Below are 23,283 nucleotides of genomic sequence, written 5' to 3'. Positions count from 1 at the left end.
TAATAAATATTTTTCCCATCTACACCCAAGTATAAATTTAGAATTTTCTTTCTCTAATATATTATTAGATACATAATAATAAAAATCCCTTTATTATTTTTATTTAAAGATGTTATAATAGGCCAAAAAAGAGGTAATTATATGACAAGAGATGAGGCACTAACTTTATTAAAGAAATATAATCAAAGCGAAGCATTAATTAATCATGGTAAAGCAGTAGAAGCTGTAATGAAAGCTTTCGCAAGATATTATGATGAAGATGAAGAGTATTGGGGAAATGTGGGGTTGCTTCATGATTTAGATTATGAAAAATGGCCTGAACAACATTGTGTTAAAACAGAAGAGTTATTAAAAGAAGAAAATGTAGATGAAAAATTTATTAGAGCTATTTGCTCTCATGGTTGGAAAATCTGTACTGATATAGAACCTAAATTGCAAATGGAAAAAGTTTTATATACTATAGATGAGCTTTGTGGGCTTATAAATGCTACTGCACTTATGCGACCAACTAAAATGGACGGCATGAGTGTTAAGAGTGTAAAAAAGAAATTCAAAGCCCAAAGTTTCGCAGCAGGTGTTAATAGAGATGTTATAACAGAGGGAGCTAAACTTATGGGAATGGAATTGTCTAAAATAATGGAGATTTCAATTAAAGCAATGAGTGAAGTTGCAAGCGATATTGGGTTATAATAAAAAATATTTTCGCTTCTAAACGGATTAGAATAAACTAATCCGTTATCTTTTTTATGTATTAATTAGTAGAATTTATTTAAATGAGACATCTTTTGTGGAGGTTTATGATGTTAAAAAAGAAAATTATTTTTACTATATTTTTTGTAATAATTATTTTAACAAGTTGTACTACAACAGGGGTTGAAACATATTATCAAAGTGAAGTTGAAAATGTTACGATCCCAAAATTAGGAGAATCAAACACAGTTTATGTAGGGGATACCATATTTACTCAAGCTATTTATAATAGAAAGCCCACAATTGAATTATTAGTTGATTATGGCACTAGAGCTCCTAAAGGAACATATATTTTACTTGGTGAATCAGAGTATGGTGATTTAGTATATAGAAGCAATGACTTTTTGGGTTCATATTCAATTTTTCCACAATTGTTAGAAGATAAAAATGGCAAGGTTTGTGTTGATGTAACAGATTATAATTTTATTGATGAACAAGATTATAAGAGATCTTTTAGTTATAGTGATGATTCTTTTGAACAACAAATTATTTACACAGGATGCGAAAATAACTTAGTTTATTTTTCATATAGGGAATTTAGTTCAAATTATGCTAGAGATGCTTACACTATTGATCTAGTTTATGATTTAGATAAAGGAAATATAATAAACGTAAAGAATTCATCATTTGAAATTATTGAAGCAAACAATGAAAAGATTACTTATAAGGTTTTATCAACCTTTTAATTATAGAAATTGCGAAATAAAATAATAGTTATTAATAAATAAGCTATTTAGAAAACCTTTGGGAGGTTAGTTGAAATGAGTCATGTAGTTAGATCAAATGATGTTATTCTTGAAAGTGTTGGAGAGGGTGTTGAACGACGAGTTCTCTCCTATAGTGATAACATTATGGTTGTAGAAGTAAATTTTAAAAAGAATTCAATTGGAGCTTTGCACTCTCACATTCATGAACAGTGTTCCTATATTACAAAAGGAAAGTTTGAGTTTGAAATTGATGGGAAAAAAGAAATAGTTGGGGAAGGTGATTCTATTTATTTTTCTCCTAATTCAAAACATGGTACTCTTTGCCTTGAAGAGGGAACTGTCATAGATGTGTTCACTCCTAAAAGGGATGATTTTATTTAGTTTATTATATATTAGCATAAGCTTTAGGTGATTTTCCCATATATTTTTTAAATACTTGAAAAAAGTATGCATAGTCTGAAAATCCACAACGACTTGAAATTTCTTCCATGTTCAAGGTTGTGGTTTTAATTTGTTTATATAGAACTAAATTTATATAATTTAAAGTAATCTATCTTATTTAAGTTCATAAAATTTGGAGACAAATTTCTCATTTTTATCAATTTTAATTCTAAGCAATTTATATAAGGTTTAAACTGTTTTCTTAATTGAATACTAGACTTCAATATTTCCTTTGCTGATAAAAATTTCTTTCACTTATATTAGAATTTTATAGATTTTAATACAAATTTGTAAAAAAAATCTTTATTGAATAATATTTAAATCTTGACAAAAAGTATAATGATAGTAGAATTAATATTACAAGTATGACTTGTATAACTAATAGAACTAGTATGAAATTAATATTTAGGAGAAGAATTAATGAAAGAAAAAAGTAGTAAATATATGGGATCTGTTAAAGTGGGGCAAAAGGGACAAATAGTTATTCCAAAAGAAGTTAGAGATATGTTTGATATCAATTCTGGTGATACTCTCTTACTATTAGCTGATTCAAAAAAAGGAATTGCAATAGAAAGAATGGGGGTATTTAACAAGATTGCAGATGCAATTTTTAAAGGTCGGGCTAAAGAAATATATCCCGATCACAGTGAAGAAGACAGTAAAGTATTTGCAAATAAAATAAAACAATTGAATGAGGAGGATCAAAAAGAGGATGATAGCAATTGAAACAAAGAATCTTACAAAAAGATATAAAGAAACCTTAGCTGTAAATAATTTGAATTTATCTATTAACAAAGGTGAGTTATTTTCACTTTTAGGTGTTAATGGAGCTGGAAAGACTACAACTATTAAAATGTTATCTTGTTTAATTAGACCAACAAGTGGCGATGCTTTTTTATTGGGAAACAGTGTAATTGAAAATCCAATAAAGGTTAAAGAAATTATAAACGTTTCACCTCAAGAAACGGCTATAGCACCAAATCTTACTGTTAGAGAAAATTTAGAATTTATAGCAGGTATTTTTGGGTTTAGTAAACAAGAATCAAAAGAAAAAGCAAATAATATGATTACTTCTTTTAATATGGAAGAAGTTGCAAAACAAAAAGCTAGTACTTTATCAGGTGGATGGCAACGTCATTTAAGTATTGCCATGGCTTTAATTACCGATCCAAAAATTTTATTTTTAGATGAACCAACATTAGGTTTAGATGTTCTTGCTAGGAGAAAACTTTGGACTTTAATTAACAGTATGAAAGATAAAGTAACAATTATATTAACAACACACTATTTAGAAGAAGCAACAGCACTTTCTAATAGGATAGGTATAATGGTTAATGGAGAAATTAAAGCTATAGGAACTTCTAAGGAGTTGATGGATCAAACCAATTCAAACAACTTCGAAGATGCTTTTGTAAGTATTGCAAATAAAGGAGAGAAATAAATTATGAAAGTTTTAGTTTTTGCCTCAAGAAATACAAAAGAAATAATTAGAGATAAATTTAATTTAGCATTTGGACTTGGCTTTCCTGTTATCTTATTGTTTTTACTTACAGCTTTGCAAGCAAATATTCCAGTTCCAATTTTTGAATTATCAAGTTTAACCCCTGGTGTTGCTGTTTTTGGCTTATCTTTTATTTCTCTTTTTTCAGGTATGTTGATTGCAAAAGATAGGGAGAGTTCACTAATGCTTAGGCTTTTTACTTCCCCACTTAGATCTTCACATTTTATTTTTGGATATACAATTCCTCTATTGCCTATGTCCATAGCACAAATTGCGGTTTGTTTTTTAGTAGCTATTATTCTAGGTTTAACATTTACTTTTAATATTATACTCACAATTATTGTACTTATACCTTCTGCTCTATTATTTATAGGCTTTGGCTTATTGTGTGGTAGTATATTTAATGATAAGCAAGTTGGTGGAGTTTGTGGAGCCTTGTTAACAAATGTAACAGCTTGGCTATCTGGAACTTGGTTTGATTTAGATTTAATTGGTGGGGTTTTTAAATCAATATCTTATATTCTTCCTTTTTATCATGCTGTTGAATCAGGCCGACAAACATTAGCTGGTAATTTTAGTAATATTTGGCCACATTTAATTTGGGTCATTGTTTATGATATTGTAGTTTTAAGTATTGCAATTATTGCTTTTAATAAAAAAATGAAAAGTGATAATGTGTAAAATTTATTATGTTTATAAAATTAAAAGGCAATAGCTAAATTAATAACTATTGCCAAGGAGGTAATAAACTATTAAAGGGAGAGTCATTTGTACGGATGACCTGTTAAATCTTCGATAATAATTTTATCTTCATCTTTGATATCACATCTTTTGCCACCATTTTGAATTCTTTCAATTTCACTTCTAGCTATCTTAAAAGTAGTTGGATTAACTTTATATTTTTTGCTACATAATAAGCCAAATATCATTAGAATGAGTGGGACTACATTAAATAAGACTCTAATTGTATTTACTGTTAAAGGAGTTTGTTGAGTTAGTTCGGCATTAAATCCAACTATGGCTAGAACATTACCAAAGATCCAAAGTACTACAGCTTGAGTCAACTTTCTAATTAATGTAAACATTCCACAAACAGCTCCAGAACGGTCTTTCCCATGGCAAAGAATTTCAACATCACAAGATTCAGGAAGCATAGCCCAAGGCATTGATATTATTGCTGAAAAACCGATACCCATTATTATACAAAGAATAATTATTAAATAGGTTGGTGATGATGGATTTAAAATTAACATGAATAAAATCATAGTTAATATAATAATAGTTGCTCCAACTCTATAAGCCACAGCTTTTCCTTTTCTATTAGAGAAATAAATATAGAATGCTAAAGCTAAAAGTTGAGCTAAGAGGAAAACTCCTAGAAAGTAATAAAAACTCTCTGCCTTAAATAAATAATAAGTTGCATAATAAATAAAACTTGCTGATAAAATGTCCATTGCAACATAGGCGAGCAAATACATTTTAATATGAATTTTGAAGGTTTTGTTAGAAAGAAGAGTCTTTAATTCTTTGAAACTCTCTTTCAAGGAAAGAGTTGATACTTGATGTGGTATATTTTCTTGTTCGAAGGTGCCCAAAAACACAAATACCCAAGGAATAGCGTAAAGAACGCCAAAAGCTAAACCAACAATTCTAAATCCTATCTCAGGATTATCTTTATATACATTGTTAACAAGATATCCCGGAATTGTTCCAGCAATCAAAGCTGAAAACTGTGAGAAAGCCATTTTTGATCCTGATAATCTTGCTCTAGTTTTATATTCTACACTCATTTCACTAACTAAGGCATTGTAAGGAACCATAACCATTGTAAAAACTGTTGAGAAAAGAGTGTATGTAAAAGTGTAGTATAAAACTTTTAGTACTAAAGAATCGAATTTAAAACTGTTCCATAATAGGGAATAGCTAATTATTATAGGGATTATTCCAAGTAAAAAATAAATCCTGCGTCTTCCAAATCTTGATTTAGTTTTATCAGATAAAATGCCAAATAGTGGATCACTAATAGCATCCCATCCTTTTCCAACTAAAACTACAATTGCTGCATACTGTGGAGGTATTTTAGCAACATTTGTTAAAAACATCATAAATAGAGTACTTATAATTAAAAAAGAACCACCTCCAAAGAAGTCTCCAACTCCATATGCGATTATATTTCTTGTTTTAACTTTTCTAATATCTTGTTTTGCATTTATTTCCATAAAGTAAATAATATAGTAGCATTTTTCATTTGTAAAGAATTGTTTTACAAATGTTACTTTTTCTAAAAAATAAGTAACATAAATATGTAATAATGATAATTATTTTAAATAATAATTAAATTATTTAGAGAGTTTACTATAAACAAAATATAATATAATTTTTGATTTGTTGATATTTTTTTCATCTATAAAGTAATAAGAGATATTTAAAATGTTATCTTTCTTATCGAATGAAATTAAAAAAAATAATTATAAATTTGTTACATAACTATAGAATTTGATAGCTATATTGAATTACTTGATATATTATATAGTTACAGATTTAAACAAAAGAAGGTAAAAATATGAATACATGTACAGTATTGTTAGAGAACAATAATGATAATTTCTCTCATGGAAAATGTGCTCATGGACTCTCTTTATTTTTAGAAATTGATAATTTAAAAATACTTTTTGATACTGGACCCAATTCTAATTTCATATATAATGCGCATTTACTTAAAAAAAATTTAAATTCTATTGATTCGGTAGTATTGTCACATTCTCATTATGATCACTGTTGTGGGTTTACTGAGTTTATTAAAAAATTTAGATGCCGAGAATTAATTTGTAGTGATAGATTTTTTTATGATAAATACAGTTTGAAAGATGGTGTTTATTATTATAAAGGAGCAGATTTCGATGAAAAGTTTTTAAATTGTTTTGTAATTCACACAACATATGTTGAAAAAACTTTAAAACTAGCTCCTCATATTTTTATCCATTCCAATATAGAAAATTCTGAAGGTATGGAAGAATTGCCAAAAAATTTTTATATAAAAGAGAGTGATGGTTATTATCCTGATAAATTCCTAGATGAATCAGTTCTGGTTTTTGACAAGAAAGACGGATTGACTGTAATAGTAGGATGTTCTCATCCAGGTATCATATCTATAATTAAAGCTGTATCAAAAATTCATGGTAAAAAAGTTAAGACAATTATTGGTGGTCTTCATTTAGCAAAAGCAAAAAAGTCTAGGATTGAAAAAACTATAACAGCTTTAGAGAGAGAGGGCGTTGAGAAAGTTTATTTAGGTCATTGTACAGGAGATAAAATCATTGAGTTTATTAAAAAAAGAGATTCTAAGATTGAGGCTTTTAGGATATCAACAGGTGCCGTATTAGAATTATAATATATGAATTGATATCAATTTAAAGAGTGTAGTTAATCAAAAAAATTACACTCTATTTTTTTTGTTAAACATCAAAAGTCTGATTAAATGATATATGAAGGTTAAAATATTGATAAAGGATAAATAAAATCAACTATTGGTTATATTATTTTATAAATACTAATAATATAACTTAAAATTAATTTTTATTGTTGAATGTTGTATTAAAACTTGATAGACTCGCATCTATTAATTTTAGATTGGAGTTTTTATGTCTCAAAAAAATAGTTTAGTTCTTAAGAAAAAATCTTTATTCAATATATCAAAATTCCCATTCTATTATGGTTGGGTTATTTTATTGTTTGGATCGCTTGGTGTTCTAGCTAGTATTCCAGGTCAAACAATGGGTGTTTCCGTTTTTACTGATTACTATATTAATAATCTCAATATAACAAGGGTAGAAATTTCAACTGCATATATGATAGGAACTTTAGCAAGTAGCTTAATAATTTCTTATGCAGGAATATTTTTTGACAAATATGGTGCAAGAGTTGTTGCTGCCATTTCCTCAGTATTTTTAGGCCTATTTTTATTAATTTTAGGATTTTCTCCATCAATAATTAATTTCTTAACTAATTTATTTAATGTCCCACATCTACTTACTGTTTTTGTAGTTATTACCTTTGGTTTTTTTGGAATTAGATTTTTCGGACAAGGTGTTTTAACTTTAGTTTCAAGAGGAATGGTTGCAAAGTGGTTTGGCCTCAGAAGGGGATTTGCTGTTGGAATTATGGGATTAATAACAGCTTTTGGCTTTTCATTTGCTCCACAACCTCTCCATTCAATGATAGTTAGATTTGGATGGGATAAGGCATTAATAGTAATTGCCTTATTCTTAATATGTATCTTTTTCCCACTAGTTTTAATCTTTTTTAGAGCTGAGCCAAGTAAGTATGGTATGGAAGTAGAACAAGGGATGAAAGTAAAACAACTATCAAAGAAAAATAAGGTTATGGATGCAGAAATTGATAAAACAGTGGCCGAAGCTAGAAAAGATCCTCTTTATTGGGTAATTCTTTTATCTTTAGGGTTTTGGAGTTTATACAACACAGCTTTTACTTTCCATGTTGTTTCAATTTTTGATGGAATTGGTGTAAATGCATCCGATGCTGTTAAAATATTTTTACCTATTTCAGTGATTTCAGTTATTTCAAGATTTTTAGCAAGTTATTTAAGTGATAGAATTTCCATTAAATATATCTATATATCTTATGTTGTATCACTCATTTTAGCTTCTGTTTCTATGTTAATCTTATCTTACCCAGTATCTAGAATTATATTAATAATATCTTTTGGTATAGGTGGGGGACTTTTTGGAATGTTAAATATTGTAACTTGGCCAAAACTTTATGGTAGAAAGCATTATGGGGCTATTAGTGGATTTGCCATGGCTATAGTAGTGGCTAGCAGTGCAATCGGTCCATGGTTGTTTAGTTTGGCTAAGAAATTTACTAATAATTATAATATTGTAGGACTTGTTGGAATTATTGTATCAGCAATATTTTTAATATTTGTTTTGAAATCTAATTGGTCTGTTGAAAGTAAATAGCTTAAATCGATAATCATCAACTTGATAAATTAATAAACTCTTAAGGATAAAGGATAAAATAATCTACTATCCTTATGAGTTTTTTTTCTATATTGTTAAATATTGTGTTATGATTTTAAAGAAATGAGATTAAAAATTTATTCACCAATAAATAAAGATAAAAAGAAAATCTTCCTTTCTTTTGAAGGTATTAAAACTGAAGTACAGTACTTTGAGGGTATAATTAAAAATAGAGATATTTTAAATGTTAATCCGAATATTGAAATTATTTTAATGCTTAGAAATCATACTTTTTTAGGTTGGAGTAATCCTCTAAAAGCAATGCAAAGGACAAAATTTTGTATAGATAACTTATCAAATAATAAAAGAAATGTTTCTTCCTTTATTAGTTCCATAGTAGAATTTTGTTTCTATAATTCTTCACATTTGTCGACTAAAGAAGATGCATCCTTTTTATATGATGATCTCATTGACTTAGTTAAAATTCAATACAATTTATCAAAGAATGATAACTTTGATTTCACTAAATCAATAGCAGAAGATATTACAGACAGTGTATTAACTAAAATAAATAAAGAATATGATATTAAAGAATTAGATGAGTTTATTAACTCCCAATTTATACCATTCAATCCAAAGTTAGATAAAGTTTGTCTAATAGTAGATAGAGATAGAAGAAGTGTTAATAATAAGCAATATGAAATGTTAGTTAATTCATGCCAAGCTAATAATTTCTCTCTTTATGTATCAAATCCTTGTTTTGAATTTTGGCTATTATTACATTTTAATGAGGTTTTTACATTAGATAGAGCTCTACTTTTAGATAATAAAAAATTAAGTAGTGATGATAATCCAATCCATTATTGCGAGAATGAATTAAAAAAATTATTGAGAGATTATGAAAAAAATAATATATGTTTTAATCAATTAATCGATAGAATATCTGTAGCTATTGAAAATGAGAAACGATATAAAGAATCGATTGATGATTTAAAAAATGAACTTGGTAGTAATGTTGGGATATTAGTGGGACAACTATTAAATAATAATCAATTTTAATATTTGCCAAGTACAAAAGGTATCAGTGTTTATATCATTGATTTTTAGATAGAATAAGATTAATATTGATTAACAAAATATATATAGGATTTAATTAAAATATGAAATCAAGTGAACCTTCAATGAAAGATGTAGCAAAATTAGCTGGTGTTTCGACTGCAACTGTTTCGCATGTAATAAATAATTCATGTAATGTAAAAGAAGAAACAAAAACTAAAGTTAATAAAGCTATTGATAGATTAAATTATAAAGTAAATCCTACTGCTAGACGTTTAAGAACGGGGCATTCACAGATTGTTGGTTTTGTAGTCTCTAACTTAGCCCATTATTTTTATCAAGAAATCGGTGCTAAAATTGAGGAAGTTTTAAATAAAAATGGTTATGAATTATTTTATATAAACACTCACGAGGATAAAGAAAAAGAAATTCAGCAACTTGAACTTTGTACATCTGAAGATTTTGCAGGTGTAATTGTTGTTCCTGTAAACGATGATTGGAGTTCTATTAAAAATATACTAGGTAATACACCAACTGTTTTTATAGATAGAAAGCCCAAACATATAAGACGTGATGTTGTGTTAATTACAAATGCTCAAAGCAGTTTTAATTTAACTAATGAATTAATAAATAGAGGTGCTAAAAAGTTAGCTTTTATCTCTCCACAGTTAGATAGTACTATGAAACTTAGACTTGATGGATTTAAAGATGCTATTTACCAACATGGTCTAGAGGTTGATGAGGAGTGTGTTATTTTTGGAAATTACAAACCAAAGATTTACACTGAACTTGCAAGTGATGAAGAATTTGAGAGAATTTTGAATTTTGTAATTAATGAAAAAAAAGTAGACTGTATTGTCTCTGGTAATGCTTTGTTTGCTTTTACTGCTATTTCATATTTTAAAAAGAACAATATTACACTACAAAAAGATATTCTTTTTGGAACGTTCGATAATGCGTTTTGGATGAAAAATTTAGATGAAGAGTTAATTGTTGTTGAACAAAATACTAGCGCCATGGGTGAAAAAGCCGCTTCTATTTTACTTAGTAGATTAAAAGGTGAAACTTTCATTTATGATGAGTATTGTATAAATACGAATATAGTTGTTTTAAACGAAAAGAAATAAATAATATATAATTAGATAGAAGAAGAGGGACCTTTGTCCCTCTTCAATTGATATTATATGAATAGTTTGAAAAAACTAAACTTTCATAAATTTAAGTTGTTGCATTTTTCTTTTGATAACAATCAAAACCAACAGCAATGATTAATACTAGACCTTTAACAATTAATTGCATATATGTGCTAATATTTAATAAAACCATTCCATTTGTTAATACACCAATGATTAATACACCAGCGACAACACCACTAATTTTACCAAATCCACCTGTAATTGATACACCACCTAAAACTACACATGTGATGACATCAAATTCATAACCAAGTCCTGCTGTAGGTTGTGCTGAATTTGTTCTAGATAACATAACAATCCCTGCTAAACCTGCAAAGAATCCAGCTAAAGTATAAATTAAGAATTTTGTTCTTCCAACTTTTATACCAGATAATTCTGAAGCTTCTTCATTTCCACCTACTGCATAGAAATAACGACCAAAATATGTTTTATTTAAGATGAATGATCCAACTGCAAAACAAACAATCATGATAATTACAGGAACAGGAACTACTCCTAAATAACCTTGACCAATTACTTTAAATCTTTCATCGAATCCATAAATTGGAACACCACCAGAAATTAAATAAGCAGCACCCTTAAAAATAATTTGAGTTGCAAAAGTTGCGATAATTGCTGGAATTCCAATAACTGAGACTAGAGCTCCATTTAAAAAACCTATTGCCAGAGCTAATAACATTGAAAGTGCTATTGCAGCTGGGATACTTAAACCCATGTTTACCATAAGGTATGCACAAACAACATTGACTATTGTAATAATAGATCCAGTAGATAAGTCAATACCTGCTATCAAAATAACAAAAGTCATTCCGATAGAAGCAATTCCGTACATTGAAACTTGTCTTGCGATAGTAAACAAGTTGTTAGATGATAAGAATCTAGGGTTAGCTATAGAAAAGCCTATTACTAACAAAAGTAGAACAACCCAAATGGCTTTAGCCTTGAATTGATTTAATATTTCATTTTTATTATTTTTTACACTTAATGTAGCATTCATACTATATTTCTCCTTAACAATTAGAAGCCAAAGCCATTATTGCATTTTGACTAAATTCATTTTTTTGTAATTCACCTGTAATAACACCCTCTGAGAAAACAACAATTCTATCGCTCATGCCGATTAATTCCTCCATTTCAGAAGAGATTAAAATTACTGTTTTCCCTTGTTCAACTAGAGAGTTAATAATTTTGTAAATTTCAAATTTTGCACCTACATCAATACCTCTAGTTGGTTCGTCTAATATAATTAGTTGTGAATTAGCAGCAAGCCATTTACCTAAGATAACTTTTTGTTGATTACCACCACTAAGGTTTTTTACAATTTGATTAATTGAAGGAGTCTTTATTAATAATTCCTTAACTTGTTTATTTGTGATTTCTTTTTCTTTTTTCTCATCTATTTTGGAAAATTTAGAAAAATGATCATAAATTGGCATATTTATATTATGGTTAATTGAATTGTGTAGGATTGCTCCATGTCTCTTTCTATCTTCAGGAACAAGGGCGATACCTAGTTCAATTGCATCTTTAGGACATTTTGGATTTATTTCTTTACCATTAAAGTATATTTTACCAGAGTCCTTTAATACTGATCCAAAAATCATTTGGGCAAGTTCTGTTCTTCCGGCTCCAACTAAGCCACCAATTCCAAGAACTTCACCTTTTCTAACCTCTAAATTAACATTTTTATCGCCATTACCACAAACATTTTCTAGTTTTAAGATAACTTCATCTTTAATAGTATTTTTAATTTTTTTAGGATAAGATTCTTTTAGTTCTCTACCAACCATTAATTGAATTAATTCATCAACAGTAGATTTTTCAGTTTCAAGAGTATCGATATATTCACCATCTCTTAAAACGACAATTTCACTAGATAGTCTAAAGATTTCTTCTAATCTATGTGAGATGTAAATAATTGCTACACCTTTAGATTTTAATAATTCACAGACTTTCATCATAGATTCAACTTCTCTACTAGTTAGTGGAGCAGAAGGTTCATCCATGATTAATACCTTTGCATCTAATCTAATAGCTTTAGCAATCTCTATCATCTGTTGATAACCGACTGATAAATTACCACATAATTCTTTTGGATCGATTTTTATATTGAGTTGTTCAAAAGCTTTTTCGGCTTCTCTCTCCATAGCTTTTCTATCGATTACAAGACCTTTTCTAATTGGGTTTCCTAAAAATAAATTTTCAGCTGCTGATAACCCTTTTATGTTGTTAAATTCTTGATAAATAATTGCAATTCCATTTTCTCGAGCTAATTGTGGGCTCATATGTGTAAACTCTTTACCGTTTACAATGATTTTTCCTGATGTTGGTATTACAGCTCCGGAACATGTTTTGATTAATGTTGATTTTCCGGCACCGTTCTCGCCAATTAAACCTAAAATTTGACCTTTTTTAATTTTCAAAGATACATCATTTAGGGCAAGAACACCTGGATACTTTTTTACAATATGTTGTAATTCTAGTATATATTCACTCATTACTTTTCCCTTTTTTTATATGAAATAATCTTTCATATATTTCATTATCTCTATAATTTTCATACCTTTTGGTAAATTTAGTAGTTTTAGGGAATTCTTTTATTCTCCAAACTTTTCATTATAATATCCTTTTGTTTTTATGAGAGCGTACCCTATATAAAATAGGGTACTGATATAAAGTTTTTTTAAGTAAAGTCAGCTAAGAATTCTGCTGCGTTTGATGCATCCATAACTGTTAATGGTCTGTATACATTTTGATCTTCAAATTCATAACCAGTTAATAGTTTTTCATACATATCAACACAAGCTGCTGCTGTTTTTTTGTTTGAACCTTCAAATCCAACTGAAGCTCTTGTTGCTTCGCCATTTACAATAGCTTGTAGTTGTTGTTGTGTAGCATCAGCTGAGAAGATACCCATATCATCTGGAATATTTCCTTTAGTTAAAGTCATGAAAGCTTCATTAGTTCCAATGTCTCCACCAGCACCAATTGAACAAACAACTTTTACATTTGGATGTGCTTGAAGGATAGATTCCATTGCTGTTAGAGCGGTAGCTGCATCTAAACCAGGTTGTTGAGCTACAACTTTATATTTACCATCAGCTTCAGCTTTAAGACCTGCTAAAATACCATTTTCTCTATCTAATAGAATAGGTGTTTGTGGATAGTTGATAATTGCAACTTCTGCAGGATTAGAAGTGGTATAATGTTCAGATATAAATTTACCAGCTTCAGAACCGATTGCATTACCAAGTTCAGTATTATCTAATACCCAGTTAACATCAGTGTTTGTCATTTTATCATCCCAACACATAACCTTAATGCCAGCTTTTCTAGCTGTAGCTAAATAATCTTCTAAAGCATTAGGATCAGATGGGTGTACCATGATTAAATCTACACCGTTTGTGATATAGTTTTCGATTTGTTGAATTTGAGTAGCTGAGTTATCATTACAAGCTAAGATAGTGTAATCCCAACCTTTTTCTTTTAATAATTCCTCAACTTCACCAAAAACTCCAGCCCAATAACTGTTTTCTAAAGATTGAATAGTAATTCCAACTTTAAAAGTTCCGTCTTCTTTTTCGCTTGAACCACTTGCAAATACTGGTGCGACTACAAAAGCAACAACTGCTAGTGCTAATAAAAATTTCTTCATAAGAAAATCTCCTTTTTTATATATTCTATTTATTAAATCCAAAGTTTGGATTATTTTGTTATTTGTCTAGAAACAAGAGAAAGCTCCATCAACTACGATATCTGACCCTGTTGTAAAAGTGCTTGTATCGCCTGCAAGATATACACAGATTGATTGAAGTTCTTCAGGATTTCCCATTCTCTTCATAGGAGCCATATCATTCCATTTAGCTATTAATGGTTTTAATTGTTCTGACTCTTTAATTAATTCAGTTGCCATATATCCTGGGCTAATGCAGTTAACTCTAACGCCACGAGTAGCCCATTCAACTGCTAAAGATTTTGTTAAAAGGATAACTCCTGCCTTTGATGCATTATATGCACATTGAGGTTGAGGAACATTTACGATGTGACCTGACATGGAAGCTGTATTAATAATTGAGCCATAGCCTTGTTTTAACATTACCTTGCCGGCAGCTTGTGCTGTTAAAAAGACACCAGTTAAATTAATATCAATATTTCTCTTCCATTGTTCCCAAGTCATCTCTTCAGCTGGAGCGTTAATACAAATTCCAGCATTACAGAAAGCAACATCCAATTTTCCAAATTTATCTAAAATGATTTCAATCATCTTATTAACTTCATCTGGATTTGTAACATCAGTTTTAATTGCAATCGTTTCAACGTTGTAAGTTTCTTTTAAGAGAGAAGCTGTTTTAGTAGCTTCTTCAATGTCGATATCAACGATAGCTAAATTAGCACCAGCTTGAGCAAAAGCAGTTGCAACACTTTTACCAATACCGCGAGCACCTCCTGTTACAAAGATTGCTTTACCATCTAATCTCATTTTTTCAATAATACCCATTATTGTTTTCTCCTCAGGTTTTATTAAATAACCTTAATTTAAATATTAGTTTTTTAAAAATTCTTCTAATGTGCTTCTAACACTAGAGTTTTCAATTTGAGCTTTAAAAGCACTAAATTTCTTAATTATGGTAGGATCACTAATGCCCAAATAACTCATAAAACTCTTATCATCTTTAATTAATTTTTGAAGTAAATCAGCATTTGGATCCTCTATTGGAATAATGTTGTTCTCACTATCGACACCTTTTAGGAAAACTGCCCAGAATGCTAATGAGAGAATAAGAGCATTGTTATCTGAGATTTCTAATAAAGGTTTAACAATTGCATTGCTAATCTTTTTAGAACCATCACTAGCTAATCTAAGTAATTTATCTTTGATGTATTTATTAGAAAAACGATCAATTAGTTGATTTTTGTATTCATCTAAATCAACACCTTCTACAGGACTTAAAGATTTAGTAATCTCTTCCATATAATGATTTCTAATAAAATCTTTAATTAATGGATCGTTTATTCCCTCATCAACATCTCTATGTCCAAGTAGGTATGAAGGGTAGGAAAGGGCACTGTGAGCACCATTTAATAATCTAATCTTCATAAGTTCATAAGGAGTTACACTCTCAACAACTAAAGCACCAACTTTTTTGAACATTTGAACTTGATCAATTTTAATATCTTCAATTACCCATGTTTTAAAATCTTCACAATGAACGCCACAAATATCTCTAATATCATATTTTTCTTCTAATTCTTTAATATCTTCATTAGAAGTTGCTGGAGTAATTCTATCTACCATAGTATTTGGGAAATATATATTTTCTTTAACCCAATCTAAAATTTCAGGATATTTAAGTGAAATAAATTCATAAACACAGCCTTTTAACATATTCCCATTTTCAGGAACATTATCACAACTCATAATAGTTACAGGCTCTTTAGTAGTATTAAATCTTGTAAGTAAAGATTTAGATAAAACACCAACAACAGAAGAAGGATTTTCCTCAGACTTTAAATCTTTCATGATAAGAGGATGATTTAAATCTAATTTATGATTTTCACTATCATAGCAATAACCTTTTTCAGTAACAGTTAGAGTAATCAATTTTGTATTAGTAGAAGTGAGAACTTCAAAAACAGTTTCAGGATCTATAGTTAAATTAGCATAGTTTGCAATTCCACCTCTAACAGATAGCTTTTCATTTCCAAAAGGATCTTTTTCTAAAACAGTATATAAGTAATCTTGTTCTTTCAAAGTAGTATAAAATTCTTTCTTTGTAGGAATTAAATCAATTTCATAAACTCCATCTTTGTAAATTCCTCTCTCCATTAATTCTTCAATGTAAGATAAAAAGTGAGCTCTATGAAATGCACCAAGTCCAATATGAACTAAGGCTGGTTTTAATCCTTTGCGATTGTAATGGGGTACTTGAATGGAAGTAGACTCAATTTTTGTTAAATTATCATTCGAAAGTGTTAACATATTTATCATTCCTCTTGATTTAAAAGTGTTTTTTAATCGATTAAATTTTGTAATTAAAAAAAATAACTTAAAAGTCATTTAGTTAAAATTTTTAATGTTGAATTTAATCAATAAGTTACAAATTTTTTAGTGAAATTTAAATAATATAAATATAATTCGTTGTTAAATAAGAAATTATTTATGCTATATTGCTATGATGCTAAAGTAGTACCTTTGAATTTATATTATTTATATTCAATTCTTTCGTGTCTAAAATTAATCTACCATTGATTTTTATATAGCGCAAGCAAAAAAAAATAAATATTTTTTAATCGATTAAAAAAAGTGTAATAATTTCAAAAAATTAGACATAAATTAAACTATATTCAATATTAAATTTTTACTTAATTATTTATAATATAAGAAAATACAAAAAACTTTTTGAAGTAATAAAAATATTTATTTATCGATAAAACTCTATCTTATATGTTTTATCATTTTACTATATTTTTGTTAAGGGATTTTGTTTTATTATACATAAATGGGATTTTTTATTACAAAAATCTTAATCTATTATTTCTAGCTTTATAAAAATTGTTTAAATTCTCTGATTTTATTTAAATAATTTAGTAATATACTGGACTAAGTTAAAAAATAAAAAAAATAGTTTGCAATTTTAAACAATATATCCTATTATGTTTCATATAATCGATTAAAAGTAGGATACAATGTATTTTGATAAAGTCTCAATGAAAGATGTAGCAAAAAAAGCTGGTGTTTCAACTGCAACAGTCTCTCATGTTATAAATAATTCTTGCAAAGTTAAAGAAGAGACTAGGATAGTTGTTAATAATGCTATTAAGGAATTAAATTATAAAGTAAACCCTACAGCTAGGAAGCTTAGAAATGGACAGTCAAAGACTATTGGTTTTTTAGTTTCTAATTTAAGCCATTACTTTTATCATGAAATAGGGTCCGCAATTGAGCAAGTTCTTTATAAAAGAGGTTATGAATTATTATATATAAATTCACACGAAGATAAAGATAAAGAAAAAAGACAACTTGAATTGTGTAAATTAGAGAATTTAGCTGGACTTATTGTTATTCCTGTAAACAGTGATTGGAGGGATCTTGAAGTAATTGTAAAACATATCCCTTTAGTATTTATAGATAGAAAACCTATAAATATAAGGAGAGATACAGTTTTAATTACTAATGCAGTTGGAAGTTTTGCCTTAACTAATGAGCTAATTAGAAGAGGTGCAAAAAAAATAGCTTTTATCTCTTCTAAATTTGATACTACCTTTAAAATGAGAGTTGATGGTTATAAAGATTCCTTAGAACAACATAATATTGAAATTGACAATGATTGTATTATTTATGGCAATACTAGACCAAAAGTTTATAGTGAATTAGCTGCAGATCCTGAGTGGGCTCAAATTTTAGATTATGCTATCCATGAAAAAAAGGTTGATTGTATTATTTCTGGAAATGACCTTTGTGCTTTTGGTGTAATATCTTATCTAAAAGAGCATAATTTTACTTTACAAAAAGATATTTTGTTTGGAACTTTTGATAATGCCTTTTGGATGAAAAATTTTAAAGAAGAAATTATAGCTGTAGAGCAAAATACAAAGGCTATTGGCAGAAAGGCAGCAACTCTGCTTTTAAGCAGGATTAATGGTGATACTTTTGTTTATACTGATTATAGAATTGGCACAAGATTAGTATCTATAAAACAAAATGAGGTTAAATACTTATCTTGATAAATGTTTTGAGGAGTTATATTTTATGGCAAATATTGTGGCATTAGGTGAATTGTTAATTGATTTTATTCAAGTTGGGGAAAGCGATATTAAAAATCCTATTTATGAAGCTAATCCAGGGGGAGCTCCCTGTAATTTTTTAGCAATGACAGGTAAATTATCTCACAAACCAACTTTTATTGGTAAGGTTGGTAATGATAATTTTGGAAAACAATTAGAAAAAGCAATTGTTGAGGCTGGTATTAATACATCAGGCTTAATTAAAAGTGATAAATATCCAACTACACTTGCATTTGTTCATCATGATAGCTCAGGTGATAGATCTTTTACTTTTAATAGAAGTGCAGATGCACAGATAAGTGAAAGTGATATTAGTGAAGACTTATTTTTAAATCAAGATGTTTTTCATTTTGGCACTTTATCTATGACAAATGAAAAGTGTAAAAAAGCAACGCTTAAAGCTATTAAAATAGCAAAAGAAAAGAATTTATTAATATCTTTTGACCCTAATTTAAGAGCAAATTTATGGGATGATTTAAATAAGGCAAAAGAAGCTTTTATTGAAGGCTTTAAAGTTTGTAATGTATTGAAAATTGCTGATAATGAGCTTAGTTGGTTTACTGGTATTGATGATTTAGATTTGGCTATTGAGGCTTTTAGAAAAGAATATAATATTGATTTAATTTTCTTAACATTAGGTAAAGATGGATCTAAAGCTTATTATAAAGATATTTGTGTAACTGTCCCAACGTTTTTAGAAGTTGCTTGTGTTGATACAACTGGTGCAGGCGATAGTTTTATGGGAAGTTCCTTGTCTAAGGTGCTTGAAATTGGCATAGATAATTTAAATGAAGAAAACTTAAAAGATATCTTATTATTTGCTAATGCAGCAGCTTCTATTGTAGCAAGTAGAAGAGGTGTTATTAGAATCTTGCCAAGTTTAGAAGAAATAGAAAAATTAAAAGCCACAAAAACTAATTAAATTAAAAAGAGGATAAAGATGAAAGAAGATATGAAAGTTGCCATAATGCAAGGTATTGGTAAAATTGGGTATGAGATGAGAAAAGTTCCTCAGCCAAAAGCTGATCAAGTTTTAGTAAAGATACAATATGTAGGTGTTTGTGGCTCTGATTTACATTATTATGAACATGGTAGTATAGGAAAATATGTTGTTGAACCACCTTTTGTATTAGGTCATGAAGCAAGTGGTATTGTTGAAAAAGTAGGGGATGAAGTAACTAATTTAAAGGTAGGCGATCGTGTTGCTTTAGAGCCTGGTATTACTTGTGGTAAATGTGAATTTTGTAAGACTGGTCGATATAATCTTTGTCCTGATGTTGTTTTTTTTGCAACCCCTCCAATTGATGGAGTTTTTTGTGAATACACTACCCATCCTGCAGATCTTTGTTTTAAATTACCAGAGAATGTTAGTTCTATGAATGGGGCATTAATAGAACCTTTAGCTGTTGGTTTTCACGCAGCAGATCAAGGGGGAGCTAGAGTAGGTCAAAAGGCTGTAATCTTTGGTGCTGGTTGTATAGGTTTAATGACTCTACTAGCACTTAAAACTTACGGTTTAAACGATATTACTGTTGTTGATATATTACCTAATAGATTAGAACAAGCTAAAAAACTTGGTGCAACTCATGTGGTTAATTCACTTGATAAAGATTATTTAGACAAATTTAATGAAATAACTTCAAATAAAGGATATGATATAGCATTTGAGAGTGCTGGAACAGAAATAACAACTAGACTTTGTATTGATGTTTTGAAAAAAGGAAGTACCTTAGTTTGTGTTGGATATTCAAAAAGTGGAGAGATGACTTTGCCAATGAGCCTTTTATTAGATAAAGAGTTAACAATCAAAACTGTTTTCAGATATCGCCATGTTTATCCAAAGGCTATTGAAGCTGTAGCAAGTGGTAAAATTAATCCAAGTGATGTTGTAACAAATATCTTTGAATTCGATGATGTCCAAAATGCTATGGATAAATCTGTTGAAGATAAAGCAAATATAGTAAAATCTGTTATCAAAATAAGTTAGTTAAGTTAATTTATTAGCTAAACTCTTATTCCATATATAATTTTTATTTATCTAACCTTGTTTGCATCGTATGTGAATGAGGTTTTTTTAATTAAGTTAGTTGACAGTATCAATATTATAAAAATATAATTAGCTATTATTTTATCGAAACTTTGTTTAGGAGTTTTAAAGTTGAAAAAAAAATTCATTAGTTGTTTTTTTCTTGCTATAGTTGGTTTAACATCTATTTTCGCTAATTTTGATTATAGATTTGATTTAGTTTCATTTGACCCATTACACAAAGAATATTTTGCAGATGTAAGAAGACCTGAACTCTCTATCAATTATTTGTTTTATACAGAAGGATATCCAGACAGAGTTATCCAAGATGAGTATGTAGATGGTAATACTACAACTAATAAAATAAAGTATTGGGAACTTGATATGAGTCGTTTAGAACCATTAAACCAAATGATTCATTTAAAAATTGGTGAAACAGCATCACTTGCTAGAAGTACTTTTACATTTGATCATTGGCTTAGCCCTATTTCTTTTGATTTTTCTATGCAAGGTTTATTACAAGAGTTCTTCTTAGGTGGATTTGACGATAGTATTGGATATGATGGTATTTATTTTTTTGGAGGAACTTTTAGAATAGGGGATGTTTTTTCTATGAGGATAGGAAATCATCATTATTGTTCACATTATGGTGATGCTATTTTAAAAGGTATTTCTAAAACAGCTGATATTAGTAATAGAGATTATTTTTGGTTAACTTATAAATATATTAGAATGGATGCTTTTGTATTAGGTTTTTCAATAGAACCAACTTCTAATTTTAGACTTTATGGTGAATTAAATTATCCACCAAGAGACATACAAAGTATTAGACCAGATATGTTTGCTCCAAATTGGGTAACTAGAAATGGTATACAAATAAATGATTATCCTGATTGGTACAATGCAAGAATTGTAAATGTCGGTTTTGAATATAGCCATCACTTTTTTAAGAAATTAGGTAAAACTACAATTGGTTATGATCTTCATATGTATGAAGAGGGAAAAGTGATTTATAATCATTTTGAAAATGGAGCATCTGATGGAACTGATAGCGAAGTAAGTGATGCTGAAGATAGCAATATATATTTTGATAAAGATGCCCCTTGGGAAGTTGAACATAATATTAGAATCTCTCAAGAATTAAATGATACAGTATCTTTAGAATTTACATATCATAATGGTCGCTCTCCTTTTAATAACTTCTTTTTCCAACATACTGAGATATTTGGAGTTGGAGCTAGAGTTAATCCTAAATCAACAGTAACATTATTTGATACTGAATAAAGCTTAGATATAATTGTAAATATTTGTTAATTTAAAATATCGAAATATGAGGTGGTTTAAACTGTCTTTAATGTTAACTTATTGATATTTTATATGGTGCTCAAATAAGGGTTTATTATGAGAGAGAAAGGTCATAAGTAAAATTGTTTGGTTTGTTATTATATGATTGAGAGTTTAGTAAATTTGTTTATAATTACTCGAGTTGTGAAATATATGTAAAATATCTGAGTAAGAAATATTTTAAACCTAACGTATAATCTAAAAAAACAATTGACGTAAATAGTAGATTTTTTTATAATTTTTTTCATTGCACTATAATTTGAGGTCACTATTATGAAAAGAAAATTATTTATTATTTTGTCGTTTTCTATTTTTTGCCTAACATCATTATTTGCTACTTTTGATTATAAATTTGATGCTTTTTCTTTTGAACCAATTTATAAAGAATATTTTGCTGATAGGGCAAGACCTGATTTTAGTTTAAGTCAAATTACTTATTTTGATGGGTATCCTGATAGAGTTTTACAAGATACTCATGTAAATGTTAATGAAGAGGACTGGGAAGAAAATAAATACACTAAGGTATTTTTATTTGATGACTTAATTCAACCTGAAAATAAATTTGTAGCTCTTAAAATTGGAGATACAATGGCCATAGGTAGAAGTACCTTTATATTTGATCATTGGCTTAGTCCTATATCTTTTGATATTTCAATGCAAGCTCTTTTACAAAATTTCTATAGAGGGTCATTTGATGATACTGTAAGCTATGATGGAATATATTTTCTAGGAACTACATTAAGAGTCGGTCCAGTTTTTTCAATGAGAGTTGGTCTTCACCATTATTGCTCTCATTATGGAGATGCTACTTTAAAGAGAATTAGAGCTAATTTTGATGATGGATTTGGTGATGATTTTTTTGATTTTGGATTCACCTATAAATATGTAAGAATGAACGGATTTGTTGTAGGACTTTCACTCGATTTAACACCAAACTTTAGAATTTATGGAGAGTACAATATACCTCCCCAAGATATTAATAGTCTAAGGCCTGATATGTTTGCTCCAAATTGGATAACAAGAAATGGTGTTGTAATAAATCCAGATTATCCAGATTCATATAAGGCTAGAATCATTAGTATTGGTTTTGAGCATTCATTTAATTTATTTAAAAATTTAGGCAAAACAACTATCGGATATGATCTTCATATGTATGAAGAAGGTAAAATTCAATACACAATTGAAGAAGATGATGAAGATTTTGAGTATTATGAAGAAGATGAAAATGATGAATATTCATCTTATCATTTTGCTTCAAATTATTTTTTCGATGAGGATGCTCCTTGGGAATTAGAACATAATGTTAAAATAGCTCAAGAATTAGATAAAAATATTTCTTTAGAAATTGCTTATCATAATGGAAGATCTGTTATGAATAGTTTCTTTTTCCAAAAAACATCAACTTTAACTGTTGGATTAAGATATAATCCCGATTATACCGTAAATGTTTATGATTCAAGTAAGTAATTGATATTATTTTATAGCTACAATTAATTTG

General features: G+C 28.5%; 22 protein-coding genes. 15 read left to right on the top strand and 7 right to left on the bottom strand.

Annotation, left to right across the window (positions count from 1 at the left end):
- Positions 1 to 141 precede the first annotated feature (141 nt).
- The 3 genes from ACZ5SO_RS07420 (at position 142) to ACZ5SO_RS07410 (ending at position 1,838) form a co-directional block, all read left to right on the top strand.
- Complete coding sequence (locus tag ACZ5SO_RS07420; protein ID WP_464627736.1) at positions 142 to 690, top strand: HDIG domain-containing metalloprotein; 549 nt, start codon at positions 142 to 144, stop codon at positions 688 to 690.
- Between the two features lie 110 nt (positions 691 to 800).
- On the top strand, positions 801 to 1,436 hold the full coding sequence (locus ACZ5SO_RS07415; protein ID WP_464627735.1) for a hypothetical protein: 636 nt from the start codon (positions 801 to 803) through the stop codon (positions 1,434 to 1,436).
- 75 nt (positions 1,437 to 1,511) lie between these two features.
- The gene (locus ACZ5SO_RS07410) at positions 1,512 to 1,838 is read left to right on the top strand and encodes a cupin domain-containing protein (RefSeq protein ID WP_464627734.1); all 327 of its coding nucleotides are present in this window, start codon (positions 1,512 to 1,514) and stop codon (positions 1,836 to 1,838) included.
- 4 nt (positions 1,839 to 1,842) lie between these two features.
- On the opposite strand, the gene ACZ5SO_RS07405 is transcribed toward ACZ5SO_RS07410, so the two are convergent.
- Complete coding sequence (locus tag ACZ5SO_RS07405; protein WP_464627839.1) at positions 1,843 to 1,968, bottom strand: helix-turn-helix domain-containing protein; 126 nt, start codon at positions 1,966 to 1,968, stop codon at positions 1,843 to 1,845.
- A 350-nt stretch (positions 1,969 to 2,318) separates the two neighbouring features.
- Here ACZ5SO_RS07405 and ACZ5SO_RS07400 point away from each other — a divergent pair, with 350 nt between their 5' ends.
- From ACZ5SO_RS07400 to ACZ5SO_RS07390, 3 genes are read left to right on the top strand one after another with little or no spacing between them, the layout of a single operon-like run.
- Complete coding sequence (locus ACZ5SO_RS07400) at positions 2,319 to 2,624, top strand: AbrB/MazE/SpoVT family DNA-binding domain-containing protein (protein WP_464627733.1); 306 nt, start codon at positions 2,319 to 2,321, stop codon at positions 2,622 to 2,624.
- Positions 2,611 to 3,339: an ABC transporter ATP-binding protein gene (locus tag ACZ5SO_RS07395; protein WP_464627732.1), complete on the top strand. Its 729-nt coding sequence runs from the start codon at positions 2,611 to 2,613 to the stop codon at positions 3,337 to 3,339. The genes ACZ5SO_RS07400 and ACZ5SO_RS07395 overlap by 14 nt, the downstream gene beginning before the upstream one ends.
- Before the next feature lie 3 nt (positions 3,340 to 3,342).
- Entirely contained in the window at positions 3,343 to 4,080 is a 738-nt protein-coding gene (locus tag ACZ5SO_RS07390) for an ABC transporter permease (RefSeq protein ID WP_464627731.1), read from the top strand.
- Positions 4,081 to 4,163: 83 nt separating this feature from the next.
- Here the strand turns inward: ACZ5SO_RS07390 and ACZ5SO_RS07385 are convergent, their stop codons facing one another.
- Positions 4,164 to 5,618 carry an MFS transporter gene (locus ACZ5SO_RS07385; RefSeq protein ID WP_464627730.1) on the bottom strand — a complete coding sequence of 485 codons (1,455 nt, stop codon included), beginning with the start codon at positions 5,616 to 5,618 and terminating at the stop codon, positions 4,164 to 4,166.
- 344 nt (positions 5,619 to 5,962) lie between these two features.
- Between ACZ5SO_RS07385 and ACZ5SO_RS07380 the strand changes: the two genes are divergently transcribed.
- The 4 genes from ACZ5SO_RS07380 to ACZ5SO_RS07365 all read left to right on the top strand — a co-directional run bounded on the left by ACZ5SO_RS07380 (position 5,963) and on the right by ACZ5SO_RS07365 (position 10,561).
- Complete coding sequence (locus ACZ5SO_RS07380; RefSeq protein ID WP_464627729.1) at positions 5,963 to 6,790, top strand: MBL fold metallo-hydrolase; 828 nt, start codon at positions 5,963 to 5,965, stop codon at positions 6,788 to 6,790.
- A 250-nt stretch (positions 6,791 to 7,040) separates the two neighbouring features.
- Entirely contained in the window at positions 7,041 to 8,378 is a 1,338-nt protein-coding gene (locus ACZ5SO_RS07375) for an MFS transporter (RefSeq protein WP_464627728.1), read from the top strand.
- Positions 8,379 to 8,501: 123 nt separating this feature from the next.
- A complete protein-coding gene (locus ACZ5SO_RS07370) occupies positions 8,502 to 9,437 on the top strand; it encodes an RloB family protein (RefSeq protein ID WP_464627727.1) in 936 nt (311 codons plus the stop codon).
- Between the two features lie 101 nt (positions 9,438 to 9,538).
- Positions 9,539 to 10,561, top strand: a complete 1,023-nt coding sequence (locus ACZ5SO_RS07365) for a LacI family DNA-binding transcriptional regulator (RefSeq protein ID WP_464627726.1) — start codon at positions 9,539 to 9,541, stop codon at positions 10,559 to 10,561.
- A 91-nt stretch (positions 10,562 to 10,652) separates the two neighbouring features.
- On the opposite strand, the gene ACZ5SO_RS07360 is transcribed toward ACZ5SO_RS07365, so the two are convergent.
- The 5 genes from ACZ5SO_RS07360 to ACZ5SO_RS07340 all read right to left on the bottom strand — a co-directional run bounded on the left by ACZ5SO_RS07360 (position 10,653) and on the right by ACZ5SO_RS07340 (position 16,610).
- Positions 10,653 to 11,627, bottom strand: coding sequence for an ABC transporter permease (locus tag ACZ5SO_RS07360; RefSeq protein WP_464627725.1), 975 nt, complete (start codon positions 11,625 to 11,627; stop codon positions 10,653 to 10,655).
- Between the two features lie 13 nt (positions 11,628 to 11,640).
- Positions 11,641 to 13,128 carry a sugar ABC transporter ATP-binding protein gene (locus tag ACZ5SO_RS07355; RefSeq protein WP_464627724.1) on the bottom strand — a complete coding sequence of 496 codons (1,488 nt, stop codon included), beginning with the start codon at positions 13,126 to 13,128 and terminating at the stop codon, positions 11,641 to 11,643.
- A 185-nt stretch (positions 13,129 to 13,313) separates the two neighbouring features.
- A complete protein-coding gene (locus ACZ5SO_RS07350; protein ID WP_464627723.1) occupies positions 13,314 to 14,285 on the bottom strand; it encodes a sugar ABC transporter substrate-binding protein in 972 nt (323 codons plus the stop codon).
- 66 nt (positions 14,286 to 14,351) lie between these two features.
- Positions 14,352 to 15,128, bottom strand: coding sequence for an SDR family oxidoreductase (locus tag ACZ5SO_RS07345; RefSeq protein ID WP_464627722.1), 777 nt, complete (start codon positions 15,126 to 15,128; stop codon positions 14,352 to 14,354).
- A gap of 45 nt (positions 15,129 to 15,173) precedes the next feature.
- The gene (locus ACZ5SO_RS07340) at positions 15,174 to 16,610 is read right to left on the bottom strand and encodes a mannitol dehydrogenase family protein (RefSeq protein ID WP_464627721.1); all 1,437 of its coding nucleotides are present in this window, start codon (positions 16,608 to 16,610) and stop codon (positions 15,174 to 15,176) included.
- Positions 16,611 to 17,317: 707 nt separating this feature from the next.
- Between ACZ5SO_RS07340 and ACZ5SO_RS07335 the strand changes: the two genes are divergently transcribed.
- The 5 genes from ACZ5SO_RS07335 to ACZ5SO_RS07315 all read left to right on the top strand — a co-directional run bounded on the left by ACZ5SO_RS07335 (position 17,318) and on the right by ACZ5SO_RS07315 (position 23,252).
- Positions 17,318 to 18,355 carry a LacI family DNA-binding transcriptional regulator gene (locus ACZ5SO_RS07335; protein WP_464627720.1) on the top strand — a complete coding sequence of 346 codons (1,038 nt, stop codon included), beginning with the start codon at positions 17,318 to 17,320 and terminating at the stop codon, positions 18,353 to 18,355.
- 25 nt (positions 18,356 to 18,380) lie between these two features.
- A complete protein-coding gene (locus tag ACZ5SO_RS07330; RefSeq protein ID WP_464627719.1) occupies positions 18,381 to 19,337 on the top strand; it encodes a carbohydrate kinase family protein in 957 nt (318 codons plus the stop codon).
- An 18-nt stretch (positions 19,338 to 19,355) separates the two neighbouring features.
- The gene (locus ACZ5SO_RS07325) at positions 19,356 to 20,402 is read left to right on the top strand and encodes an NAD(P)-dependent alcohol dehydrogenase (RefSeq protein ID WP_464627718.1); all 1,047 of its coding nucleotides are present in this window, start codon (positions 19,356 to 19,358) and stop codon (positions 20,400 to 20,402) included.
- A gap of 171 nt (positions 20,403 to 20,573) precedes the next feature.
- Positions 20,574 to 21,725, top strand: a complete 1,152-nt coding sequence (locus ACZ5SO_RS07320) for a hypothetical protein (protein ID WP_464627717.1) — start codon at positions 20,574 to 20,576, stop codon at positions 21,723 to 21,725.
- Between the two features lie 333 nt (positions 21,726 to 22,058).
- Positions 22,059 to 23,252, top strand: coding sequence for a hypothetical protein (locus tag ACZ5SO_RS07315; protein WP_464627716.1), 1,194 nt, complete (start codon positions 22,059 to 22,061; stop codon positions 23,250 to 23,252).
- The last annotated feature ends 31 nt before the right edge of the window (positions 23,253 to 23,283 follow it).

This window comes from Pleomorphochaeta naphthae, assembly GCF_055396005.1.
This window is presented reverse-complemented; position numbering and strand designations above follow the sequence as displayed.

Excerpts from the sequence above, each read along its gene's own strand:
- ACZ5SO_RS07420 (WP_464627736.1), top strand. The coding sequence starts at position 142 with ATGACAAGAGATGAGGCACTAACTTTATTAAAGAAATATAATCAAAGC.
- ACZ5SO_RS07415 (WP_464627735.1), top strand. The coding sequence starts at position 801 with ATGTTAAAAAAGAAAATTATTTTTACTATATTTTTTGTAATAATTATT.
- ACZ5SO_RS07410 (WP_464627734.1), top strand. The coding sequence starts at position 1,512 with ATGAGTCATGTAGTTAGATCAAATGATGTTATTCTTGAAAGTGTTGGA.
- ACZ5SO_RS07400 (WP_464627733.1), top strand. The coding sequence starts at position 2,319 with ATGAAAGAAAAAAGTAGTAAATATATGGGATCTGTTAAAGTGGGGCAA.
- ACZ5SO_RS07395 (WP_464627732.1), top strand. The coding sequence starts at position 2,611 with ATGATAGCAATTGAAACAAAGAATCTTACAAAAAGATATAAAGAAACC.
- ACZ5SO_RS07390 (WP_464627731.1), top strand. The coding sequence starts at position 3,343 with ATGAAAGTTTTAGTTTTTGCCTCAAGAAATACAAAAGAAATAATTAGA.
- ACZ5SO_RS07385 (WP_464627730.1), bottom strand. The coding sequence starts at position 5,618 with ATGGAAATAAATGCAAAACAAGATATTAGAAAAGTTAAAACAAGAAAT.
- ACZ5SO_RS07380 (WP_464627729.1), top strand. The coding sequence starts at position 5,963 with ATGAATACATGTACAGTATTGTTAGAGAACAATAATGATAATTTCTCT.
- ACZ5SO_RS07375 (WP_464627728.1), top strand. The coding sequence starts at position 7,041 with ATGTCTCAAAAAAATAGTTTAGTTCTTAAGAAAAAATCTTTATTCAAT.
- ACZ5SO_RS07370 (WP_464627727.1), top strand. The coding sequence starts at position 8,502 with ATGAGATTAAAAATTTATTCACCAATAAATAAAGATAAAAAGAAAATC.
- ACZ5SO_RS07365 (WP_464627726.1), top strand. The coding sequence starts at position 9,539 with ATGAAATCAAGTGAACCTTCAATGAAAGATGTAGCAAAATTAGCTGGT.
- ACZ5SO_RS07360 (WP_464627725.1), bottom strand. The coding sequence starts at position 11,627 with ATGAATGCTACATTAAGTGTAAAAAATAATAAAAATGAAATATTAAAT.
- ACZ5SO_RS07355 (WP_464627724.1), bottom strand. The coding sequence starts at position 13,128 with ATGAGTGAATATATACTAGAATTACAACATATTGTAAAAAAGTATCCA.
- ACZ5SO_RS07350 (WP_464627723.1), bottom strand. The coding sequence starts at position 14,285 with ATGAAGAAATTTTTATTAGCACTAGCAGTTGTTGCTTTTGTAGTCGCA.
- ACZ5SO_RS07345 (WP_464627722.1), bottom strand. The coding sequence starts at position 15,128 with ATGGGTATTATTGAAAAAATGAGATTAGATGGTAAAGCAATCTTTGTA.
- ACZ5SO_RS07340 (WP_464627721.1), bottom strand. The coding sequence starts at position 16,610 with ATGTTAACACTTTCGAATGATAATTTAACAAAAATTGAGTCTACTTCC.
- ACZ5SO_RS07335 (WP_464627720.1), top strand. The coding sequence starts at position 17,318 with ATGTATTTTGATAAAGTCTCAATGAAAGATGTAGCAAAAAAAGCTGGT.
- ACZ5SO_RS07330 (WP_464627719.1), top strand. The coding sequence starts at position 18,381 with ATGGCAAATATTGTGGCATTAGGTGAATTGTTAATTGATTTTATTCAA.
- ACZ5SO_RS07325 (WP_464627718.1), top strand. The coding sequence starts at position 19,356 with ATGAAAGAAGATATGAAAGTTGCCATAATGCAAGGTATTGGTAAAATT.
- ACZ5SO_RS07315 (WP_464627716.1), top strand. The coding sequence starts at position 22,059 with ATGAAAAGAAAATTATTTATTATTTTGTCGTTTTCTATTTTTTGCCTA.